Source organism: Acinetobacter sp. MF4642, from assembly GCF_002018925.1.
GTDB classification, from domain to species: Bacteria; Pseudomonadota; Gammaproteobacteria; order Pseudomonadales; family Moraxellaceae; genus Acinetobacter; species Acinetobacter johnsonii.
Genome location: NZ_MVON01000006.1, coordinates 98,579 through 118,938 on the forward strand (window position 1 = coordinate 98,579; position 20,360 = coordinate 118,938).

Here is a 20,360-nt window from a genome sequence, read left to right on the forward strand (position 1 = left end):
AGGCTTTTTTGAATATGGTGGCGAGACCCAGGATCGAACTGGGGACACACGGATTTTCAATCCGTTGCTCTACCTACTGAGCTATCACGCCGATGCCGTGTATTAAGCCGTATCTCGGATGAATAGTCAATAAAAATCATCACTTTTTTATTTGATCGGATAAATTTCAGGCAAAAAAAATCCCTGATGGGATCAGGGATTGAAATCTTTAAATAAGATTTTGAATATGGTGGCGAGACCCAGGATCGAACTGGGGACACACGGATTTTCAATCCGTTGCTCTACCTACTGAGCTATCACGCCGATGTCGCGTATTAAACAGTTTAAGCCGTGCAGCGTCAAGTCCGTTTTCAAAAAAAACATTTGAGTGTTTACTTTTACAGCAAACCCAGCACCCTTCGTACATTTTTTGAGTCATTCTTTGTACTTAGAGTGCATCACCATCACTATCCATGAAAAAAAGCAGTGTATAAACTGCTTGAAAAAAGCTTAAATTTTACCAATGTGCTCTAAGCAACGGTGAATCGCACCACAACCCGGCTCGAACACTTTGACACCTTTGGCTTCTTCCATACGACAAACTTCTTCAACCAGCCGCTCCGCAACCCCTCGTCCACGGTTAGCAGGATGTACTACGATGTATTCTAAGGTTTTATTTTCACCCTGCCCACTACACCAAATGGCGCCAATGACTTTAGTATTAAATTCTGCGGTATAAAGTAAGGTATACTGAGCTAGATTTTGCTCAAGTTGTTCTACGGCATCATGCCCATCGCCAAATTCAGGACTGGTGTCGTACAGTCGCTCTAGCTGGCTGCGCAACTCTTCTTTTTCCAGTGAAGTATAAGCGTGTACGGTAATAGGCATTGATAAACCCTCCTGAGCAATCTAATATGCGGTGACTTCGTTACGGCGAAACATTTTACATCAATTATTTGACGTCTTTGAGGAACGTGTCTATGACAGAACGTATCAGTGAAGTGGTAAGAAATACCAACGAAACCAAAATTCGAGTTCGTGTAAACCTCGATGGTACGGGTCAAGGCACGCTCAACACAGGTATTCCCTTTTTAGATCATATGATTGATCAAATCAAGCGACATGGCTTATTTGATATTGATATTGAATGTGATGGTGACTTGGAAATTGATGATCACCACACGGTTGAAGACTGTGGTATCACGCTTGGACAGGCTTTTGCCAAAGCTTTAGGTGACAAAAAAGGTTTACGTCGTTATGGTCATTTTTATGCACCGTTAGATGAATCTTTAAGCCGTGCTGTCGTGGACTTATCAGGCCGTCCGGGTTTGTTTATGGATATTCCATTTACCCGCGCCATGATTGGTCGTTTTGATGTGGATCTATTCTCTGAGTTTTTCCAAGGCTTTGTGAACCATGCACTCATGACAGTACACATTGACAACCTCAAAGGTAAAAATAGCCACCACCAAATTGAAAGTGTGTTCAAAGCGTTTGCGCGTGCACTTCGTATGGCCTGTGAAATTGACCCACGTGCAACCAACACCATTGCTTCAACCAAAGGTAGTTTGTAATGACCCGTATTGCCCTTCTTGACTATGGTATGGGTAACCTACACTCAGCCGCAAAAGCGCTTGAGCATGTTGGTGCAACAGTCGATGTAACCAATGATCCCAAGTTAGTGGCTCAAGCTGATAAAATTGTGTTCCCCGGCGTAGGCGCTATGCGTGACTGTATGCAAGGCATGCATGAAGCAGGGATTGATGAAGTCGTTCGTCATGCGGCATTTAATAAGCCCGTATTAGCGATTTGTGTGGGTATGCAAGCGCTGATGCAACGCTCTGAAGAAAATGGCGGAGTCGATGCTCTCGGTATTTTTGAAGGCAGTGTGAAACGCTTTCCTGATGTAGACGGCTTGAAAGTACCCCATATGGGTTGGAACCAAGTTCATCAAGCCGATCCGAGTCATCCAATGTGGAAAGACATTGAGCAAGATGCACGTTTTTACTTCGTGCACAGCTTTTATGTTGAACCGAAGAACTCTGGCATTGTGGCGGCGACCTGTGACTACGGTTTAGAGTTCTGCACAGCCATTCATCAAGAAAATTTGTTTGCGACCCAGTTCCACCCTGAAAAAAGTCATACCGCAGGTTTACAACTGCTGAAAAACTTTGTGGAATGGAAAATTTAATTTATTCCAGCCTCTGTTTGATTGAAAAAGCTCAACTTCGGTTGAGCTTTTGTTTATCCAAAATTGATGCACCTAGACTCAAAATAAATCATAAACAGCTTAAATAAATGAGGCGTGTGCCTCACTCCTATACATCTGAAGATATAAAATCTTTGCTTTACAGCAAACTAGTGTACTCAAGATGACTACGATGCCTTTTCATTGGCACCAAATTTGATTATGATTTGCCTGCTTTTTAGACATTTTTATTTATAAAAAACTTAATTTACAACGATAAGGTAAGTCACTATGACTCAATATGCACAAGAATCTGCGCTGAATGCCGCAGGTCGTTTCGGACGTTTTTCATACCTAGCATGGAACTGTCTACTTGCCATTGTAGCGTCAATTATTCTTGGTATTTTCATCGCCATCTTTCCTAATACATTTGTGAACTTGGAAACAGGCAACTTCGGTGGCGGCATGATTTTTATCGTCCTGATCTATGTTGCGCTGATGTACTTCACGTTTGTATTTACTATTCGTCGCCTACATGACCGCAACCATACGGGATGGTTATCACTGTTGATGCTGGTGCCTCTTGCCAACGTGATCCTAATGCTTTACCTGATTTTCGCACCAGGCGATGATCGTAGCAACAGCTATGGCTCACCACGCCCAACGGCAGGCTGGGAAGCCGTTTTGGCATGGATTTACATCGTGATTTTCGTTTTAGCGATTATCGGCGGTATTGCGGCTGGTTTTATGTCCTAAAATCACCTGTGCAAAACAGCCTGCCTAGGTCGGCTGTTTTGCTAAATCAACGCAAAAGCTTTAGGCTTAAGCAACAGTGGCATAGTCAAAGCATGATGGATTCTTCTTTTCAACACATCCTTCCCAGCAAAGTCGAAATTCAAAAATTTCCTCGTTTTCAAAATTTGCCAAAACAAGCAATTCATGTCATTCAAAACTTAGAACAGTGTGAAGCAATCCGCGCTGAACTAGAACAGGTTTCCATCTTCGGTTTTGACAGCGAGTCCAAACCGACCTTTCAAGTGGGAGAAGTCTCCACGGGTCCGCATCTCATTCAACTGGCCAGCGTCGAGCAGGCTTATTTGTTTCAAATGAGTCCACCCATTTGGAGCTTCCTTGCACCATTTTTGGCGAATCCAGACCAGCTCAAAGTGGGCTTTGGTTTAAAAAATGATGCCCATCTATTCCGCAAAAAGGGTTTTGAACTCAAGGGTGTGGTTGAGCTGTCAAAATGCTTTGCCAGCTTTGGTTTGACCAACCCTGTCGGCATTAAAAATGCCATCGCCCTGCTGTTTCAACTCAACTTCCCCAAAAGCAAAAAAGTCAGCACTTCAAATTGGGCGAGGAAAATACTCACGCCTGAACAAGTTGACTATGCCGCTGCGGATGCCTATGCGGCGCTGTTGGTTTTTGAAGAATTGCGGCGTTTAGAGCGACTCCCAAAAGATATTTCCAAAGAATTAGAAAAAACAACAAAACCTTGTCGTCATGAAAAGCTGTAACAGATGCTTAGAAAATTGCCAATACTTTGCTAAGATGACGGACATTGATTTTATTTAAGATTTGGCTAGGAGCGAAAGCATGCTGATCATCCCTGCAATTGACCTGAAAGATGGCAAATGTGTTCGTTTAAAACAAGGTCGTATGGAAGACGATACGGTTTTTTCTGATGATCCTGTTGCAACTGCACAGCACTGGGTAAATGAAGGCGCGCGTCGCTTACATTTGGTCGATTTAAATGGTGCTTTCGCTGGTACGCCAATTCATAAACCTGTGGTTGAAGCCATTGCTCGCGCACAACCTGAACTGCCAATTCAAATTGGCGGCGGTATTCGTTCACTAGAAACCATTGAACACTACTTAGAAGCGGGTGTGTCTTTTGTCATTATTGGCACCAAAGCTGTTCAAGATCCTGAGTTTGTAGAAGAAGCATGTAAGAAATTTGCAGGTCATATCATTGTCGGTATCGATGCCATGAATGGCATGGTGGCCACCGATGGCTGGGCCAATGTGACCGATGTGAAAGCAACCGATTTGGCCAAACGTTTTGCCGATGCGGGCGTATCGAGCATTGTCTATACTGACATTGCACGTGACGGGATGATGCAAGGGGTCAATGTTGAGCAAACTGTTCAACTGGCGCAATACTCTGGTCTACCTGTGATTGCATCAGGTGGTGTGACCAACCTTGATGACGTACGTAACCTCAAAGGTCAACCGGGTATTTTGGGTGCAATTACTGGTCGTGCGATTTATGAAGGCAGTTTAAACCTACGTGAAGCACAATTGCTGTTAGATGAACAATCGCTCTAATTGTAGAATTTAAAAAAGAGGTCTTTTGACCTCTTTTTTATGCGCTAAATATCAGTTTTTAAGATCTGCTTCTTAATAAATTGCATTACGAATAAACTTTAACGGTACAGTTCCACGGTTGATATATTGGTATTCGATGGCACTCGAAAACACAATCGACTCACCTACACCTAAGACTTTCATGTCACCCGCCAAATCCAAAGTTAACTCCCCCTCCATCACATAGAGCATCTCACGCCAACCGACTGGGTCAGGTTCTGCACTATAGTGCTCATTTGGGGCAAGTACCCATGTCCACAGTTCAACTTTTTGTGTTGCTGCCGCCGAGGCCATTAATTTTGCTTCACTGTGTGCTTGTGTACCCTGCCAAGCCAGAACGTTGACGACCGCTTGACCTTGCTGTTCAGGCGCAGCAATGATCTGTACAAAATCGACCTCAAGCACATCGGCAATCAAGCTGAGTTTCGCCAAACTAATATTGTCCTGTCCTGATTCAACCCCAGCCACCATGCGCCGGCTTAAACCAGCCAAATCCGCCAATTGTTGCTGGCTCAGGCCTTTTAAGCTTCGATAATGACGCACATTTTGACTGACGTGTTGTAGTACCGCAGGAGAGTTCATAAAGTTAAATCAAAAAAATATGGAGCAATATATTGCACACAAAAACAAAGCATGACAAGCTATGTGCAATATATTGCACACCAGTTCTTTTATGTTGAATACTCAGCTCGGTTCTAAAGCGCCTGTCATTGCACTGATTCTAATTACCTTTATTTGGGGCGGTACCTTCTTGGCCGTGAAATATGCCTTAAATTTCAGCTCCCCCATGTTCTTTGTGGGTTGTCGTTTCGCCTGCGCCGCGACGATTATTGGCTTTTTTTCCTATCAACATTTAAAACACATCACCCGACAGGACTTATGGGCAGGTGCACTCATTGGCTGTATGGTCACTATTGGCTATGGCACACAAACGGTCGGACTACAAACAGTCAGTAGCAGTGAATCTGCCTTTTTAACTGCACTGTATGTGCCTTTGGTACCTGTATTGTTGTGGCTGATCTTTCGTAAAGTGCCCCATTTTATGATTTGGATTGGTGCGCTCTGTGCATTTATGGGCTTAGTCTTACTTACAGGCAATAGCCTGAATTCAATTTCACTGAATTTTGGCCAGACCTTAACCCTACTTGGTGCAATCGCTATAGCAATGGAAATCATTCTGATTGGCTATTTTGCTCCAACAGTCGATCTTGGTCGAGTGACGGTGATTCAACTGGCAGTTGCCTCTGTGCTCGCCTTTGCAGCCATGCCATTGGCAGGTGAACACCACATTCCAGACTTTTCATGGCCTTTACTGAGTATCGCACTCGGCTTGGGTCTTGCCAGTGCCGTGATTCAATATGTAATGAATTGGGCACAGCGCTCAGTCAATCCATCTCAAGCGGCAATTATTTATGCAGGAGAGCCTGTATGGGCGGCACTGTTTGGGCGTCTTGCAGGAGAACGCTTAGCACCACTGGCTTTGTTGGGTGGGCTTTTGGTGGTGTTTGGCATTATGATTAGTGAATGGAAACCGAAACTGCTGAAGTCGAAAAAGAACCTCGAACAACTTTAGCCTATCTCCGAAACGAAAAAACTGCTGAATCGAGTGATCAATAGCCCCCAATTCAGCAGTATGGTCAGGTGGTTAGAATGACACCATCTTGCCCGGATTAATCATTGCTCCAATTCCATACATGCTTTTGGCTATTGGAATGACCAACGGCGCCAGTGCACGACCAAAAGGAATGTTCTGATGTTGAATACGGGTCAACATATTAAAGTCATCACTTTCACCGCAGAAATCATCGGCAATGGCTTTACCAATACGCACCGTTTGCGCAACACCATGTCCACTCCACCCCTGAACAGCATAGATTGGGTATTGGCTGCCAAATTTGCGACTATCCGCGGCGCCATTAACGGTTAAATCTGTCGTGCCACTCCACACAAAATCAAGCTGGACTTGCTCTAACTGAGGAAATACGTGTTGAATACGCCCTAGCAAATAGTCATGCGTTTGTTCAGGACTCCAACACGAACCCGTGCCTTCACCGCCAAATAACAATCGATTTTTAGAAACCCCGCGGTAGTAGTCAATTTGAAACTGGGTATCGTATACTGGCAGATCCGTCGGCAGCAGTTCTTTCAAATCCAATGCTAAAGGCGCAGTGGTACACACATAAGTATAAAAAGGAATGGTGGTTTGATTGCGTTCTTCTAAGAGTTTAAATGAGGCATGGTGTACACCCATCACCACACTTTTACGTGCTTTAATTACCCCTTGCTCTGTGGTCACATAAATACCATCTGTACGCTCCTGAATTGACTGTACTTCCGTCTGTTCATAAATCGTGCCACCGTTTTGGCAAAAGCCATAAGCCAAACCACGCGTCAAGGCTAAAGGATGAATATGTCCCCCGAGCTGATCCAACTGACCTCCAAAATAGTTGTCGGATTGCACATGCTCACGTAATTCATCTTGGGTCAACATTGAGGTATTTTTTTCATCTAAATAGTGACGCGCCTGCATACCTTCACGCAGTGCATCTAAATGTCCAGAGTGTACCGCAGCCGTCAAGTGTCCATGTTTACGTTGCACATCTAAGTCATATTTTTCAGTAATGTCATCTATCAAAGTCATGGCTTCCGTTGAGGTAAAGTGCCATAACTTTTTAGCCTCTTCAAAGCTGAAGTGCTCAATCATGGTTTCGGCTTCCCAACGTGCCAACCCCGGGGTGAGTTGCCCACCATTACGCCCTGAGGCAGCACTGCCCACTCGGTTTTTTTCAACCAAGACCGTATCGACACCCTGCTCCGAAAAATGCAGTGCAGCCGATGCTCCCAGTAAGCCACCGCCTATCACGACCACGTCACATTCAATATCCGCATTTAAAGGCTCAAACTCATGCCATACATGCATTGAACTTTCATAGTAATTGGCTGGATGACTAAACGCACCACACTGCGGGTTCAACCAATTCCACTCTTTACCACTTTGTGCCGCAGAACAGGCTTTGTATTCAACGTCATCTAAAAATGTCGGTTTATTCATATTCATTTCATTCACACTCAATATCTATCTCATTTTCATGCAGGTTTTAATATGCATTTCCAATCACAATGTTTTGTCTTTTCAATTTCTTATAAATAAATAGACCAATGCCTATCGCCAACCAAGAGCAACCAAAAATCAATGCATTTCGTTCTAAATTGACCCAGAGGCAAAGCATCACCAATACAGATAACAAGGGAAGAATCAAATTGAGGCATTTGTTTTTAATGCCTTGGGTTTGTTTTTCCAACAGATAGAACTTCACAAAAACCGAGAAATTCACCGCAGTAAAGGCAATCAAAGCACCGAAGCTAATCATGCTGACCACAGTCGCAAGATCTAGAAAAATGGCCGATAGCGAAATCAGGCCAATACTTAAGACGGCATAAAGTGGCGTACCTAATTTTGCATGGAGCTGCCCAAAGGTTGCTTTGGAGAAAATGCCATCCTTCGCCATAATATGAATTAAGCGTGAAGCGCTGGCATGGGTGGCTAAACCTGAAGCGAAGGTATTCATGATTTGGGCACATAAAAATACGGCTTGGAAAAGTGCTCCCCCCACATAGAGGACAATTTCAGGTAAGGCTTCGTCAGGGTTGTTAAAACGCACATTGCTTGGAAAATACAGCTGGATAAACCATGAGGCACTAATAAAAATCCCGCCCCCGAGCAACGTGGTAAGCAGCACGGCACGTGGAATATTCTTTTGCGGATCTTTGGTTTCATGGGACATGGTCGTGACCGCATCAAAACCCAAAAATGAAAAACATAAAATCGATGCACCCGCAATCAAAGGCAAAACAGAACTGTCTCCATTAAATAGCGGGGCTAAAGTCAGTACATGATCATAGCCTTGTTCAGAACCCACGCCTTGAATGACTAGATAGATAAATAAGACCATCAGCAGTAAGGGTAAAAGTACAAACAACTGACTTAAATTTGCCAAAATATTGATTCGGAAACAGTTAATCAGCGTAACCAAACCCGTGAATAGAACTACCCAGACCCAATAAGGTACACTCGGGATCACAGCTTCTAAGTAAATACTTGCCAGTAAGGCATTCACCAAGGGCAACAAAATATAATCTAGCAGTGAACACCAACCGACAAAAAAGCCTGCTTTGGCTCCACACGACTGTGCCGTGTAGTTATAGGCAGAACCTGAGTCACCACTGATTCGGCTAAAACGTGCATAACTAAATGCGGTCAGTAACATTGCAACCAACGCCAAAATATAAGCCAATGGCACACGCCCATCGGTGATCCCAGACACAATCCCAAAGGTATCAAACACTACCATCGGGGTCATATAGGCCACACCAATAATGACCACTTGCCATAGTGACATTTTCTTTACAGAAAAATCTGCATTTTTCACCGAAATCACCATCTTTCATTTTTTAATCTAGTGATTTTGGTTTTTGCAACAACTATGCCATATAATAACAGCTTCGCTATTTTAAAAATATTGAATTAAATGCCAAAGTACGATTTAGAAACTCGAAAAGCAGCGATTCAACGCTATAAACTCACGGATTATAAGGTTGCAGTTTGCAAGGAGTTCAACATCTCTCGTGTGACCTTAGACGCATGGATTAAGCTCGAAGAAGAAACAGGTGGCTTGTCTCCAAAAGTAGCCAACAGCCGTGGAGCACCCAGCCATATTAAGGATTGGAATGAATTTCAAGCCTTTGTTAAAAATACAAAATTTCAGAATATTAGCGATTTAGTTACACTTTTTGAACAACACTTTGGCTATTCTGTTTCTTATGCAGTTTTGGTTCGCGCCATCCATGTTTTGGGGCTAAAACGTCGTCGCGGTAGATTCTACGCTTAGTCAAAAAAAGGACTATTTTTTATAATAACCACCATATATATTTATATAAATAACTGTACATTAATGTAAAGTTAATTTATTAAAAATGTAAATTAAAATTATTAAAAAAGTAATTATTTATAAATAAAAATGTAAGTTATAAATATTAAAAAAGTAAATTTATTAATATAAAAAAGTAAAGATTGAAATTCAATTTAGTAAGGTGCTTTTTAAAAGCCTACACAAAAACAGAGACACTGCTGCATCAGCTTGGTTCATCTCGGTGCATAAACCTTGTTATAAAAAAATCATAAAAAAAGGGCACACTGCCCTTTTTAAATCTCACCACTTGTTATTGATACATCGGTTGATTGTCATTTAAACGAATAATGCCTTTAATGGCACGATACACAATCCACACCCACGACAACCCAATCACGGCCACACAGAAGGTCGAAGCACCGAATGCAACACCTGCGAAAGCTGTGGCATTTTCACCCGTAAAGAATAAGAAAATAAATGGCACAAAGGCAATCACGTTCCAAATCAAATACCACCAAAAGGTGCGAATCTGCCAAGTAAAATGGCTCTCAAAAATGGAACCACGCACAGAGCCACGCTTCACATAATTAATCACTAAAGCAATGATGGCTAAAATCCCTGCGGAAAAAATCGCAACGATATACAAAATATAAAGAATAAAAGTCAGACTACGATTCGGATCTTGATCGACTGAATAATTCATATTGTCCCTCATGAAGTGGGCTTGAACTTTAAATAGGCAAACTATTGAAAGGAGAAATAAGCCATAAAATTAAAAGAATATTGAATAGAATTGTACAAAAGTAGATCTTTCTAAACGGTTGTTTTTGTGTTTTATGTCGTAGCTTTTGCTGCGCTAACCATGCTGCAGGCCAACCACCCAAAAATGAAAGCAGATGCAACGTGTTTTCAGGTACACGGCGCTGTCCATTTTGCGCAGCCTCTTTATCTTGCGCATAGAACCAATAACTGGCCGCATTCATCACACTAATAAACAACAGCACCAATCCACTCAAACGCCCCAGGAGTACCAATAACGCCAAAAACACGATGTATGCCACCGATGCAATTTGCATTGGACTCCAGCGTTGCCCCTGTTCGGTCTTTTTCGGGGAGACTTTTGGGGTACGACTCTTTTGGGTTTGCGATGCTTTTAAATAACTGACTTGCTGTGCACGATAACGCCCTTGCGCATCCACAATCACGTTGTATTCCAACGCACAGCCTAAAATAGGACGAGGACCTTGCCGTGCAAAGTCCTTGATATGTAAAAACACGCGATCTTTGCTGTCATCGTTGGGCTGAATAAAGCCATAGCCTTTTTCATCGAACCATTCAACGAGTCGTCCTTGGTCACGCATTTTTCTTTCCTATTTAAGCAGTTACAAATTTTAAGCGGTCAATCACCATATTACGCATTTCAGCAGGATTTTTCTGCAAAATGTCATCCCCCGTACGACCTTGTTCTGCATTTTTTTGTGCCACTTGTAAACGCATCATCCAAAAACGTGCAGCGGCCATTGCGAGATACAACTCTAGGCAAGATTTTTCATCGGCAGTCAAAGGACGAATGCTTTCATAGGCATTTAAAAATGCGATGGCTTTGTCTTCATTTAAATGCACACTTGGGTATTCAGTACAGAAGTCATTCAGCGTAATCGCAATATCAAACAAGAACTCATCTTTATTCAGTTCATAAAAGTCTAAAATGCCTTTGAGCTGATTGCCCTCAAATAAAGTATTGTCACGGAATAAATCCGAGTGGATAAAGCCCTTAGGACGATTCGGATAAACCGCTGATAATGCGTCATATAGGCCCAACAACTTACTGAGCAGTGCTTGATCCGCGTCACTTAAAGTCGGTTTCATCTGTAACGCTACAGCGAGCCAGTAATCATGGTCACGGTATTCTGCACGCTGTAGTGGAAAATCTTGCAGTGCGACATGGATTTGCGCTTGTGCAACCGCAATCGCCTCGGCTTGCTCAAGGGTCGCAGGCATGGGGTGCTTGCCCATCATGCATGGGGCAATTTGCGCGGGTTTATCTTTTAAACTATGAATGGCTTTACCTGAATGACTTAAAGGTACAGGAACCGCTAAACCAGCCTGACCTAAATGCTCAAGTACAGGAACCAACTCGCCTGCGCCCTGTTCATCCATTTCTTCAAATACAGTCAATACATACTGCACAGCATTTTCACATACAATAAAATAGTTCGTATTTTGAATACCGCCTTGAATTGGGATCAGATCGATTACCTCAAGTCCATAAGGTGCTGCAAACGCCTGAACTTCCTGTAAAGTCAAAGTGGTATAAACCGACATATAAAACCTGCAAAAAAACTTACATAAGTTTGATAGAATACCCGCTCCGACTATTAAGGTGTAGCATCTAAGTCGCGAAGTTTCATAATCGGCTGTTATTTTTGGAAAAAATTATGCTAGCTAAACGTATTATTCCTTGCCTCGACGTAGACAACGGTCGTGTAGTGAAAGGTGTTCAATTCCTTGATATTCGTGATGCAGGTGACCCAGTAGAAGTAGCACGTCGATATAACGAACAAGGTGCTGATGAAATTACCTTCTTAGACATTACCGCAACTTCGAATGGTCGAGACACGACTTATCGTACGGTTGAACGTATGGCTGAAACGGTTTTTGTTCCCTTAACAGTCGGTGGTGGCGTTCGCAAAGTTGAAGACATTCGTCTCTTACTCAATGCTGGCGCGGACAAAGTCAGCATTAACTCAGCAGCGGTGTTTAACCCAGAATTTGTACAAGAAGCATCGCAACGCTTTGGCGCACAGTGTATTGTGGTTGCCATTGACGCGAAAAAAACGGGCGAGAATAAATGGGAAATTTTTACCCATGGTGGCCGTAAACCAACGGGTATTGATGCAATTGAATGGTCCGTGAAAATGGCTGACTTTGGTGCAGGTGAACTGCTCATTACCTCGATGGATGCCGATGGTACCAAAGCAGGTTATGACCTTGAGCTGATGCGTCACATCAATGACCGTGTCACCATTCCAACCATTGCTTCGGGCGGTGTCGGAAACTTACAACACTTGGCCGATGGTATTTTAAAAGGTGGCGCAGACGCTGTACTGGCTGCTTCGATTTTCCACTTTGGACAACACACCATTCCTGAAGCGAAAAAATACCTTGCAGAGCAAGGTATTGAAATGCGTCTATAAACAGACCATAACCGTAAAACCTATGAAAAGAGTACTTTCGAGTACTCTTTTTTATCATTTTAAAGATGAGAAAAAATGTATCACTTAGAGCTAATCTTATTTATTTGTGGTCTATTGATCTGTTTTGTTTTCATCCTTTTGATGAAGAAATATGCTGACCGCCCTTTCGGTATGCTGGCTGTACTGTTACTCCTTGGTTTATGCCTGTTTAGCTATATCAGCTTCTGCAAATATCAGTTTAAACAGTATTATGAAAAAGCGTTGATTGCACCTGATCAAATTCGGGCTTGTGGTATTTTTACACAATGGTCAGAGGTCACCCATTACCGACGGCACAACATCAGCACTGAAAAAGTGTTTTACTTTCAGAGTGATCGACAAGCTTTTTTATTTAGCAATAGTCCACGTGCCAGACAAAGCTTCCCTGATCTCAAAACCTTAAACATCAACGAGCATGTGTGCTTTCAGTTTTCCCCTGACTATACCGATGAAATGGATCGCTATATTTTAACGGACTTTAAAAAGCAGGCGAATTAAAAGACTCAATTACGCTGTACTTCGGCACAGCTGAGCTAACGCTGAGTTGAACAGTACTATCGATTATGCAGTAGATGTTAAAGCTTAGAATGCTCGCTGGCTCTTGACCACAATTATGCTCTCAATTTTTGAGATAAAAAAAGGGAGTCTTGCGACTCCCTATAAACCTAGAATAACTACAACATTGTCTTGTTAAACTGGAAAATGAAAAATGACGTACTAGTGCTCATGAGATGATCTCACCTCATCAACAGCTTTACTATAGAATGTTCAAATGACGAAATATTGACAATACACACCAATATTATTGACAAATCACGACAAAATACCCATTCAGTTATCCTGCAACCGTTTCAGTCGTCTGCGCTGAGTTCAGTGGAATCGCTTCAGGTGCCTTAACCCATTTTGCAGGGAAGACCTGATTGACCCACTGGGTGAGCTTATCCGACACCACTTGGGGTAAAGCAATACCCAACGGATTTTGCTCTTGCAAATCCAATGAGGAAATGACCCGCGTTCCTAAAATATAATCAAACCATGGCTTGGTCACACACCAGTTGGCATCCTGATTGGAGTTCATATGATGATCATAATGCCAAGGAATCTTACGCATTGCCCAGTCTGGCTCTAAGTGCGCACGGCGGTGGATGTAGTAATAATTTCCTGCACTGTACAACACAGACAAAGTCATGCCTTTGGAGACAGGATAAAATAATGTCCCAAATACACCCGCCACGACTGCGAGTGACACGATTTCATTTTTGGTACGCCAATTGCTCCAACCTTCAACATAACCATGATCATGAAATGTGGTTTTCCGCACTTCTCTGTGATGCTCCCAATGCGATTTCATGCTGTCAGGCACAGGGCTATAGCGTGGCTTTCCAGCACGGTGTGTTCCATGCAAAATATATTTATGCGCAACCCACTCAAACGCATTGGCAACCACTAGTCCTGCGACAAAACCCTTCCACATGGCAAATTCCTCCTATATTCAGATTGAATATAATGTGGAAACTATGCTAAATATTGACCCTAGCATTCAAATTCATTGACAAATTACGACAAGAACAATAGAGCCAATAAATGCAACATTTCAAAGACTACACAGGTTCTGTCTACGGTGGACTGGGGCATTTACTCTATGCCTATTGCCAAGCCGTGGACTACCCCATTTCTGAACAGCTTGAAAAAGCACAGAACTTAGAACGTTTTGATTATGCCCTGTGGTTAGAGTTACTGAATGATCTTGACAGCCATCTGCACATCCCTGCGCTCGGACTTGAGATTGCAAAGTATGTACAGCCCAAGCATTTAGGCATTTTGGGCTATATTGCGCTGTCCTGCGAAAATTTAGGCGAAGCGCTCACTCGTTATCATGACTTTCACCGTCTCATTTATGATGGCAGTTCACTATATGTTGCAATTGAAGGTGAAAATCTATGCTTTGGTTGGGTGGAGATGCCGATTGAACTCACTACACAACTCAGCAATGAAGTGGCAATGGCGCTGATCATTCAGTTTATGAAGCACTTTGTCGCCCATGATGACATCCAGCTCAGCGAGGTTCATTTTACTCATCCTGCACCGAAAAATACGGCACTGTATGAGCAGTACTTTAATTGTAAAGTCCGCTTTTCCCAAAGCTGCCCGATGATGATGATTCCTCTCAGCGAATTATCCATGCCCTTTCAGCAAGGTGATCAAACCCTGCAAAAACTGCTCTTACAGCAGGCCGAAGCCTTACTGGAAAAACTTCCCAACTCTACTCACATCGACCAGCGCTTACAGCATGCGATTTTAACGGGGCTACAAAAAAACCAATATCAAATTGAACATATTGCTCGGCAGCTGAACTTTTCAGTCCGACAGCTGCAACGTTACTTACAACAACAAGGCACGACCTACCAACAGCGGATGCAAGAAGTTCGACGTATTTTGGCGGAGCAATACTTAAAAGATCCACACCTCAGCTTACAGGAAATTGCACTGTTGCTGAGTTACTCTGAACAAAGTGCTTTTCAACGTGCCTTTAAACACTGGACCCAAGTCACACCTCAGCAGTGGCGTATTCAGCATTTTCACTAAAATCTGACCTGTTTAATCCACGTCATCAGGATGTCATGCTTTTTTTGTTAAATTGATTGAAAAACGAGTATTTTCTCGTTAGATATAAAGTTCTATGCGAATAAAACATCAATAACTACAAAAGGCGCATTATGAATAAATATCTTGCTGAATTCATCAGAACGTTTTGGTTGGTCTTCGGAGGCTGTGGCAGTGCCATTTTTGCAGCAGCTTTTCCCGAGTTGGGCATCGGCTTTCTTGGCGTTGCACTTGCCTTTGGTTTAACCGTTTTAACGGGTGCCTTTGCACTTGGACATATCTCTGGCGGGCACTTTAACCCTGCGGTCAGTGTCGGCTTATGGGTCGGTGGACGCTTTGATACCAAAGATCTGATTCCTTATGTGGTCTCCCAAGTGGTCGGTGCAGTTTTAGCCGCTTGGGTGTTATACCTGATTGTCCAAGGCCAAGCTGGTTTCACCGGCACAGGAGGCTTTGCGACCAATGGTTATGCCGAGCTGTCACCAGGAAAATACTCCTTAATCTCCGCTTTAATGATTGAAATTGTACTGACCGCAATGTTCTTAATCGTGATTATGGGTGCCACAGATAAACGTGCGCCTGCTGGTTTCGCGCCGATTGCCATTGGTTTAGCCCTAACCTTGATTCACCTGATCAGTATTCCTGTGACCAACACCTCGGTTAACCCTGCACGAAGTACAGGTGTTGCAATATTTGCTGAAACAGGCGCATTAAGCCAACTCTGGTTGTTCTGGGTTGCTCCGATTGTCGGTGCCATTATCGGCGCTATTATTTATAAAATTTTAGAAAAAGAGGATTAATTTTTTCTCTATCCATTAATAACAAAGCCCACAATCTGTGGGCTTTTCTTATTGTTCCACATGGAACATAGATAGGCTTATGTTATAAAAATGGATTGTCAATTTCACTCGAATGCGGATGTTCAATTTTCTCAGGAAGCTGAGCTTCACTTTCAAGCTGTTGCACAATGGCATTCAGATACGCCTGCAATGCTTTGGCCGCAGCTAAACCAGCTTGGTCTTTGGTGAGTTGTAAATTGCCATAAATACTGACGCAGTCCGTGTCATTTTCAAGGGTCAAATCATGAATGGCATGGGACTCGTTACCTTGTACAAAAGGTTTAAACATTTTATTTTTACTCTTGTTTGTTTTTCAGGCATTGGGCACTGCAGTCGAAGGTCTATACATCCAACTGCATAGAACTTTAACGTAACAGCTGCAAAATATATTGCAATAAGGCGTCGACCAATTGTTTCACAATCGCATCTTGATCCGCCGCATCAATACCCGTGCCTGTTTTGACTGTGCTACCACTACTCGACTGAGTAGAGCCCGATTTAAAGTTTTTTTGTAAGGCTTTGAGCTGCTCGGATGAAACCTCTTCTGCACACTGACTTTCCGCATCCCAATGTGAGTATTGAATTGCACTATTGGCTTTTACCGCCGTTGCTGTCAACGGTAGTTTATAAGTATTACGTTTTTGCTCTTCTGTCAGTTGCGGAAATAAATTCACACCCAGCTGCTCTTCCAAATAGCAGACACTGACAATTCTTACCTGCTGTGAATTATCATTCGGTGCGTAATAAGCGCCGATTGCACCTGTTTTTGGCATATAGACCGCTTTATAAACCGCACTCGGAACAATCACTCCCTGACCAATGGTCTTGAGCTTTTTGCCCTGAAATATAGGCCCAGTTACCACAAAAACATCCAGCTTTTGCTTGGTCACAAGCGCCCGTGTGGCTTCTTCCAATTCACGCCACACTTGCTGATTATTTTTAGGGGCCTGTGGCACCATATTGGCCAAAGAAAAACTGTCGAATTGTGCGGCTTTGTTGGGCATATCAGCATTCGGTGCCATATGTCCACGGTCATAGCCTGAACCACGGTAGTCCGACAATGTCGCTCGATGTTCGGTTGCAACATTATTTTCTTCGTGAAAACTATCTTCACGTGGAATTTTTTGGCTCAGGCGCTGCGGCGTCAGAGCCTCTGCAACCCATAGGGGGGTTTTCGAAACGCCCGAATACATCACATTAAAACCGTTAAAGCACAGTGCATAGCTGTGTTTACTTAAACTTTCTTTGAGTAAATAAGGCGGAATTTCCCGATAAAATTGTTCTAAACAGGCTGAATTTGAGCTTGGGCTTAAAGACACGTATTGCTGAATTTTTTCTTGACCAAAGGCAATCGCAAAACTTCCCGTTGCCACCAATCCTAAAATCACTTTCAGGCCATTTTGATTAAACATGTTAAAGACTGACTTACCTGAACTGCTTTTCTTCTTCGCCATAACAACTACAATAAACATCGGTTTTTCACGAGCTTAACAATCAGCGTATACGAAGTATATCGCTCGAGTTCTATTCGCATAACAATTAAACAAAACGCCATATTTAGATGATTTTGCATGTAACAAAATGTCTTTTTTGTAGAGTTTTTCTACGGCAACGTGATGCGATTGCGTATCTTTGATTGCTGTCGCTTCAAAAAATATGCCAAGGTAAAAATGAATTCAACGAAATAATACATGCAATTTACGGAGTTCTTATGCATTCTAAGATTTTAGCTTCTCTTGGTTTAATCGGCACAGTGATAAGTGCTTCAGCCTTCGCGGAGCCACCGATCCAACCGGGTGACACCTTAGAAAGTCTCTCTCAAGCCAAAGTCATGACTACTGTTAATGGTCAACCAGGTTCTATTCAAGAACTCGTAAGCTCAGGGCAAATTAAATTACTTGATCCAAATGCTGCACCTATCAGTCCAGCGGGCCGAGGTGCACCCAATGACCAAGCAGTGATGCCAACCGTACCACAGAGTGAAGCCCCTGTTCAACAGGCCGCACCTGATACCACAGTGCAACAACAAGTCGCTGCGACTCCAACAGAGCAACATCCACTGGCACCGAATGCAGAACTCTCAGCACAACAAGCTGAAGCGGCATTAAATGATGCTGTCGCACCCACGGTAAATACAGACATGAATGCTGCCCCAGCTGCTGCACCGCCATTAGATTCATCAGCAGAGGCACCTGTCAATGCGGTTGAGCCTGATTCACTGCCATCACCAGATGCCCCTGCTCAAGCGATGCCTGAAGCACCTTTAAATGATCTAATGAACTAAGACTTCAACTGATTTATCCTCCAAAAAAACCAGCATATATGCTGGTTTTTTTATTGAAGTTTAAATCTGGATCTGACTACCCAGCTCAACCACGCGATTGGTTGGAATTTGATAAAAATCACTCACAGGACTGGTATTCCGTTGCATTGAGATAAAGAGCTTTTCACGCCAAGGCACCATACCATCCCCTACAGTACTGATAATCCGTTCACGCGAGATGAAAAAACTAATTTGCATTAGATCATATTCAAAACCAAGTTCAGCATAGGCCATTTCCAATGCTTGCGGAATATTTGGCTGATCTTTAAAACCATAATACAAAGTAATACGATAAAAACGGACATCCAATTTTTCAACACTACTGCGTTCTTGTGACGGAACAAAAGGAATATCGCGTGTAATAACCGTTACCATGATGTTGCGTTCATGCAGGACTTTGTTGTGCTTAATATTGTGAAGCATTGCGTGTGGCACAATATTTGGTGTACCAGTCAAAAAGACTGCATCACCTGGAACGAACTTAGTTTCACCACCCATACTAATGCTTTTAATAAATAGGTCTATTGGCAATGAATCCTTTTCAAGACGCTTCAACACTAATGCACGACCATCTTTCCATGTCATTAAAATAGTATATAGCACTGCACCAATTAAAATTGGAACCCATCCACCTGATAAAATTTTAAGCGAAGTCGAGGCAACAAAAACTGTATCAAGTAACAAAAATGGCACGGCGAATAATGCAACTTTCCACATTGGCCAACGCCACAACCCATAGGCCAAAATAGAGATTAAAATAGTGCCACACAACATAGTCATGGTGACAGCAACCCCATAAGCACTAGCCAAATTCTCACTATTCTCAAACAATAAAATTAAGATCAGTACAGAGATATACAGCGCCCAATTAATAAATGGCAAATAAATCTGACCGCGCTCTACCTCTGAAGTATGTCGCACTGCCAAACGAGGTAAATAACGTAATTGAATGGCTTGATTAACCATAGAAAATACGCCCGTAATAACCGCCTGAGATGCGATAACTGCTGCTGCTGTCGCCAAACCAATCATTGGAAATAGTGCCCATTCTGGAATAAGCATATAAAAAGGATTCGCGAGTGCATCCGCGTCACGCAATAACAATGCTCCTTGCCCTGCATAATTCAATAACAAACATGGTAATACAATAATAAACCAAGCTAAACGAATCGGAAGACGACCAAAATGTCCCATATCAGCGTAAAGTGCTTCGCCGCCCGTCATAGTCAAAATCACGGCACCCATAGTCAGAAAAGCCACATAGGGTTGATTAAAGACAAAACTCAATGCCCAGTACGGATTAACCATCAATAATACATGAGGGGTCTGAAAAATACTCCACAGCCCTAAAGCACCAATCGCTAAGAACCACAGTAGGGTTAATGGCCCAAAGAATTTCCCCATTGTCCCTGTCCCATGGCGCTGTACCAAAAATAAGCCAGTGATAATTCCTATGGATAAGGGCTCTAACCACTGATTAAAAATAGGCGTAGCAATACTGAGACCTTCTATTGCAGAAAGAACCGAAATTGCAGGAGTAATAATTCCATCACCAAAAAACAGTGATGCACCAATAAATCCCAGAGCAATAAGATAAATTTTCTTGTTATCACTAATTAAGGTGGTTCGCAGATTTAGTGCCAGTAAGGACATAATTCCGCCCTCACCGTTATTGTCTGCTCGCATAATAATCGTAACGTATTTAAAACTCACCGTTAGCATCATGCACCAAAAAATGAGGGACAAAATGCCTAAAACTGACGCTTCTGATATCGCTAGATGAGCTGTTAAAAAACATTGGCGCAGTGCATAAAGTGGACTGGTTCCAATGTCTCCAAACACGACCCCAAGGGCGGCTAAGGTGATTGCGGGCAATGCGGCTTTTTTTGCAGTACTTTGCATAGGGTGTCTTCA

The 20,360-nt window shown here is 42.8% G+C and carries 23 protein-coding genes and 2 tRNA genes; 12 read left to right on the forward strand and 13 right to left on the reverse strand.

Features of this window, described 5'->3' with window-relative positions:
• Positions 1-15: 15 nt before the first annotated feature.
• The 3 genes from MF4642_RS05275 to MF4642_RS05285 form a co-directional block, all read right to left on the reverse strand.
• Positions 16-91 (reverse strand) — tRNA-Phe (locus tag MF4642_RS05275).
• A 136-nt stretch (positions 92-227) separates the two neighbouring features.
• A tRNA-Phe gene (locus tag MF4642_RS05280) sits at positions 228-303 on the reverse strand.
• A 186-nt stretch (positions 304-489) separates the two neighbouring features.
• On the reverse strand, positions 490-867 hold the full coding sequence (locus MF4642_RS05285) for a GNAT family N-acetyltransferase (protein ID WP_004691552.1): 378 nt from the start codon (positions 865-867) through the stop codon (positions 490-492).
• A 92-nt stretch (positions 868-959) separates the two neighbouring features.
• Between MF4642_RS05285 and hisB the strand changes: the two genes are divergently transcribed.
• The 5 genes from hisB (at position 960) to hisA (ending at position 4,495) form a co-directional block, all read left to right on the forward strand.
• Positions 960-1,553: an imidazoleglycerol-phosphate dehydratase HisB gene (gene hisB / locus MF4642_RS05290; RefSeq protein WP_004691554.1), complete on the forward strand. Its 594-nt coding sequence runs from the start codon at positions 960-962 to the stop codon at positions 1,551-1,553.
• Entirely contained in the window at positions 1,553-2,170 is a 618-nt protein-coding gene (gene hisH, locus MF4642_RS05295; RefSeq protein ID WP_004691555.1) for an imidazole glycerol phosphate synthase subunit HisH, read from the forward strand. The genes hisB and hisH overlap by 1 nt, the downstream gene beginning before the upstream one ends.
• A 288-nt stretch (positions 2,171-2,458) precedes the next feature.
• Positions 2,459-2,923 carry a DUF805 domain-containing protein gene (locus MF4642_RS05300; RefSeq protein ID WP_078389530.1) on the forward strand — a complete coding sequence of 155 codons (465 nt, stop codon included), beginning with the start codon at positions 2,459-2,461 and terminating at the stop codon, positions 2,921-2,923.
• 92 nt (positions 2,924-3,015) lie between these two features.
• Positions 3,016-3,684 (forward strand): 3'-5' exonuclease, encoded by a 669-nt coding sequence (locus tag MF4642_RS05305; RefSeq protein WP_078425532.1) that lies wholly within the window; start codon positions 3,016-3,018, stop codon positions 3,682-3,684.
• A 79-nt stretch (positions 3,685-3,763) separates the two neighbouring features.
• Complete coding sequence (hisA, locus tag MF4642_RS05310) at positions 3,764-4,495, forward strand: 1-(5-phosphoribosyl)-5-[(5-phosphoribosylamino)methylideneamino]imidazole-4-carboxamide isomerase (protein ID WP_004691558.1); 732 nt, start codon at positions 3,764-3,766, stop codon at positions 4,493-4,495.
• A gap of 72 nt (positions 4,496-4,567) precedes the next feature.
• Here hisA and MF4642_RS05315 read toward each other — a convergent pair whose 3' ends face one another.
• Positions 4,568-5,116 carry a helix-turn-helix domain-containing protein gene (locus MF4642_RS05315; protein ID WP_078425533.1) on the reverse strand — a complete coding sequence of 183 codons (549 nt, stop codon included), beginning with the start codon at positions 5,114-5,116 and terminating at the stop codon, positions 4,568-4,570.
• Between the two features lie 91 nt (positions 5,117-5,207).
• On the opposite strand from MF4642_RS05315, the gene MF4642_RS05320 reads away from it, so the two are divergent.
• Positions 5,208-6,107, forward strand: coding sequence for a DMT family transporter (locus MF4642_RS05320; protein ID WP_078425534.1), 900 nt, complete (start codon positions 5,208-5,210; stop codon positions 6,105-6,107).
• Between the two features lie 72 nt (positions 6,108-6,179).
• Here MF4642_RS05320 and MF4642_RS05325 read toward each other — a convergent pair whose 3' ends face one another.
• A complete protein-coding gene (locus MF4642_RS05325; protein ID WP_078425535.1) occupies positions 6,180-7,592 on the reverse strand; it encodes an NAD(P)/FAD-dependent oxidoreductase in 1,413 nt (470 codons plus the stop codon).
• A gap of 40 nt (positions 7,593-7,632) precedes the next feature.
• Positions 7,633-8,934, reverse strand: coding sequence for an APC family permease (locus MF4642_RS05330; RefSeq protein ID WP_413772800.1), 1,302 nt, complete (start codon positions 8,932-8,934; stop codon positions 7,633-7,635).
• 129 nt (positions 8,935-9,063) lie between these two features.
• Here MF4642_RS05330 and MF4642_RS05335 point away from each other — a divergent pair, with 129 nt between their 5' ends.
• Positions 9,064-9,423 carry a hypothetical protein gene (locus MF4642_RS05335; RefSeq protein WP_078425537.1) on the forward strand — a complete coding sequence of 120 codons (360 nt, stop codon included), beginning with the start codon at positions 9,064-9,066 and terminating at the stop codon, positions 9,421-9,423.
• A gap of 331 nt (positions 9,424-9,754) precedes the next feature.
• On the opposite strand, the gene MF4642_RS05340 is transcribed toward MF4642_RS05335, so the two are convergent.
• The 3 genes from MF4642_RS05340 to MF4642_RS05350 are packed head-to-tail and all read right to left on the reverse strand — an operon-like array spanning position 9,755 to position 11,769.
• Positions 9,755-10,147: a DUF4870 family protein gene (locus tag MF4642_RS05340; RefSeq protein ID WP_005401390.1), complete on the reverse strand. Its 393-nt coding sequence runs from the start codon at positions 10,145-10,147 to the stop codon at positions 9,755-9,757.
• Positions 10,148-10,175: 28 nt separating this feature from the next.
• Positions 10,176-10,805 (reverse strand): DUF1294 domain-containing protein, encoded by a 630-nt coding sequence (locus tag MF4642_RS05345; protein ID WP_078425538.1) that lies wholly within the window; start codon positions 10,803-10,805, stop codon positions 10,176-10,178.
• A 13-nt stretch (positions 10,806-10,818) separates the two neighbouring features.
• Positions 10,819-11,769, reverse strand: a complete 951-nt coding sequence (locus tag MF4642_RS05350; protein ID WP_078425539.1) for a homoserine kinase — start codon at positions 11,767-11,769, stop codon at positions 10,819-10,821.
• A gap of 110 nt (positions 11,770-11,879) precedes the next feature.
• On the opposite strand from MF4642_RS05350, the gene hisF reads away from it, so the two are divergent.
• Both hisF and MF4642_RS05360 read left to right on the forward strand, forming a co-directional pair.
• On the forward strand, positions 11,880-12,641 hold the full coding sequence (gene hisF / locus MF4642_RS05355) for an imidazole glycerol phosphate synthase subunit HisF (protein WP_319823138.1): 762 nt from the start codon (positions 11,880-11,882) through the stop codon (positions 12,639-12,641).
• Between the two features lie 141 nt (positions 12,642-12,782).
• Complete coding sequence (locus tag MF4642_RS05360) at positions 12,783-13,178, forward strand: hypothetical protein (protein ID WP_227518519.1); 396 nt, start codon at positions 12,783-12,785, stop codon at positions 13,176-13,178.
• Between the two features lie 337 nt (positions 13,179-13,515).
• On the opposite strand, the gene MF4642_RS05365 is transcribed toward MF4642_RS05360, so the two are convergent.
• The gene (locus MF4642_RS05365) at positions 13,516-14,154 is read right to left on the reverse strand and encodes a hypothetical protein (RefSeq protein WP_005401394.1); all 639 of its coding nucleotides are present in this window, start codon (positions 14,152-14,154) and stop codon (positions 13,516-13,518) included.
• A 110-nt stretch (positions 14,155-14,264) separates the two neighbouring features.
• Here MF4642_RS05365 and MF4642_RS05370 point away from each other — a divergent pair, with 110 nt between their 5' ends.
• Together MF4642_RS05370 and aqpZ are read left to right on the forward strand one after the other, a co-directional pair.
• Positions 14,265-15,266: an AraC family transcriptional regulator gene (locus MF4642_RS05370; RefSeq protein WP_078425541.1), complete on the forward strand. Its 1,002-nt coding sequence runs from the start codon at positions 14,265-14,267 to the stop codon at positions 15,264-15,266.
• Positions 15,267-15,397: 131 nt separating this feature from the next.
• Positions 15,398-16,084 carry an aquaporin Z gene (aqpZ, locus tag MF4642_RS05375; protein ID WP_078425542.1) on the forward strand — a complete coding sequence of 229 codons (687 nt, stop codon included), beginning with the start codon at positions 15,398-15,400 and terminating at the stop codon, positions 16,082-16,084.
• An 82-nt stretch (positions 16,085-16,166) separates the two neighbouring features.
• Here the strand turns inward: aqpZ and MF4642_RS05380 are convergent, their stop codons facing one another.
• Positions 16,167-16,412, reverse strand: coding sequence for a hypothetical protein (locus MF4642_RS05380; RefSeq protein WP_004691578.1), 246 nt, complete (start codon positions 16,410-16,412; stop codon positions 16,167-16,169).
• A 76-nt stretch (positions 16,413-16,488) separates the two neighbouring features.
• A complete protein-coding gene (locus tag MF4642_RS05385) occupies positions 16,489-17,577 on the reverse strand; it encodes a DNA/RNA non-specific endonuclease (RefSeq protein WP_078425572.1) in 1,089 nt (362 codons plus the stop codon).
• 257 nt (positions 17,578-17,834) lie between these two features.
• Here MF4642_RS05385 and MF4642_RS05390 point away from each other — a divergent pair, with 257 nt between their 5' ends.
• On the forward strand, positions 17,835-18,407 hold the full coding sequence (locus tag MF4642_RS05390) for a hypothetical protein (protein WP_078425543.1): 573 nt from the start codon (positions 17,835-17,837) through the stop codon (positions 18,405-18,407).
• Positions 18,408-18,467: 60 nt separating this feature from the next.
• On the opposite strand, the gene MF4642_RS05395 is transcribed toward MF4642_RS05390, so the two are convergent.
• Positions 18,468-20,348: a potassium transporter Kup gene (locus MF4642_RS05395; RefSeq protein ID WP_078425544.1), complete on the reverse strand. Its 1,881-nt coding sequence runs from the start codon at positions 20,346-20,348 to the stop codon at positions 18,468-18,470.
• Between the last annotated feature and the right edge of the window lie 12 nt (positions 20,349-20,360).

What these genes read in the sequence shown, in the direction of transcription:
- MF4642_RS05285 (WP_004691552.1), bottom strand. Translation starts at nt 867, where the DNA reads ATGCCTATTACCGTACACGCTTATACTTCACTGGAAAAAGAAGAGTTG.
- hisB (WP_004691554.1), top strand. Translation starts at nt 960, where the DNA reads ATGACAGAACGTATCAGTGAAGTGGTAAGAAATACCAACGAAACCAAA.
- hisH (WP_004691555.1), top strand. Translation starts at nt 1,553, where the DNA reads ATGACCCGTATTGCCCTTCTTGACTATGGTATGGGTAACCTACACTCA.
- MF4642_RS05300 (WP_078389530.1), top strand. Translation starts at nt 2,459, where the DNA reads ATGACTCAATATGCACAAGAATCTGCGCTGAATGCCGCAGGTCGTTTC.
- MF4642_RS05305 (WP_078425532.1), top strand. Translation starts at nt 3,016, where the DNA reads ATGATGGATTCTTCTTTTCAACACATCCTTCCCAGCAAAGTCGAAATT.
- hisA (WP_004691558.1), top strand. Translation starts at nt 3,764, where the DNA reads ATGCTGATCATCCCTGCAATTGACCTGAAAGATGGCAAATGTGTTCGT.
- MF4642_RS05315 (WP_078425533.1), bottom strand. Translation starts at nt 5,116, where the DNA reads ATGAACTCTCCTGCGGTACTACAACACGTCAGTCAAAATGTGCGTCAT.
- MF4642_RS05320 (WP_078425534.1), top strand. Translation starts at nt 5,208, where the DNA reads ATGTTGAATACTCAGCTCGGTTCTAAAGCGCCTGTCATTGCACTGATT.
- MF4642_RS05325 (WP_078425535.1), bottom strand. Translation starts at nt 7,592, where the DNA reads ATGAATATGAATAAACCGACATTTTTAGATGACGTTGAATACAAAGCC.
- MF4642_RS05330 (WP_413772800.1), bottom strand. Translation starts at nt 8,934, where the DNA reads ATGTCACTATGGCAAGTGGTCATTATTGGTGTGGCCTATATGACCCCG.
- MF4642_RS05335 (WP_078425537.1), top strand. Translation starts at nt 9,064, where the DNA reads ATGCCAAAGTACGATTTAGAAACTCGAAAAGCAGCGATTCAACGCTAT.
- MF4642_RS05340 (WP_005401390.1), bottom strand. Translation starts at nt 10,147, where the DNA reads ATGAATTATTCAGTCGATCAAGATCCGAATCGTAGTCTGACTTTTATT.
- MF4642_RS05345 (WP_078425538.1), bottom strand. Translation starts at nt 10,805, where the DNA reads ATGCGTGACCAAGGACGACTCGTTGAATGGTTCGATGAAAAAGGCTAT.
- MF4642_RS05350 (WP_078425539.1), bottom strand. Translation starts at nt 11,769, where the DNA reads ATGTCGGTTTATACCACTTTGACTTTACAGGAAGTTCAGGCGTTTGCA.
- MF4642_RS05360 (WP_227518519.1), top strand. Translation starts at nt 12,783, where the DNA reads ATGAAGAAATATGCTGACCGCCCTTTCGGTATGCTGGCTGTACTGTTA.
- MF4642_RS05365 (WP_005401394.1), bottom strand. Translation starts at nt 14,154, where the DNA reads ATGTGGAAGGGTTTTGTCGCAGGACTAGTGGTTGCCAATGCGTTTGAG.
- MF4642_RS05370 (WP_078425541.1), top strand. Translation starts at nt 14,265, where the DNA reads ATGCAACATTTCAAAGACTACACAGGTTCTGTCTACGGTGGACTGGGG.
- aqpZ (WP_078425542.1), top strand. Translation starts at nt 15,398, where the DNA reads ATGAATAAATATCTTGCTGAATTCATCAGAACGTTTTGGTTGGTCTTC.
- MF4642_RS05380 (WP_004691578.1), bottom strand. Translation starts at nt 16,412, where the DNA reads ATGTTTAAACCTTTTGTACAAGGTAACGAGTCCCATGCCATTCATGAT.
- MF4642_RS05385 (WP_078425572.1), bottom strand. Translation starts at nt 17,577, where the DNA reads ATGGCGAAGAAGAAAAGCAGTTCAGGTAAGTCAGTCTTTAACATGTTT.
- MF4642_RS05390 (WP_078425543.1), top strand. Translation starts at nt 17,835, where the DNA reads ATGCATTCTAAGATTTTAGCTTCTCTTGGTTTAATCGGCACAGTGATA.
- MF4642_RS05395 (WP_078425544.1), bottom strand. Translation starts at nt 20,348, where the DNA reads ATGCAAAGTACTGCAAAAAAAGCCGCATTGCCCGCAATCACCTTAGCC.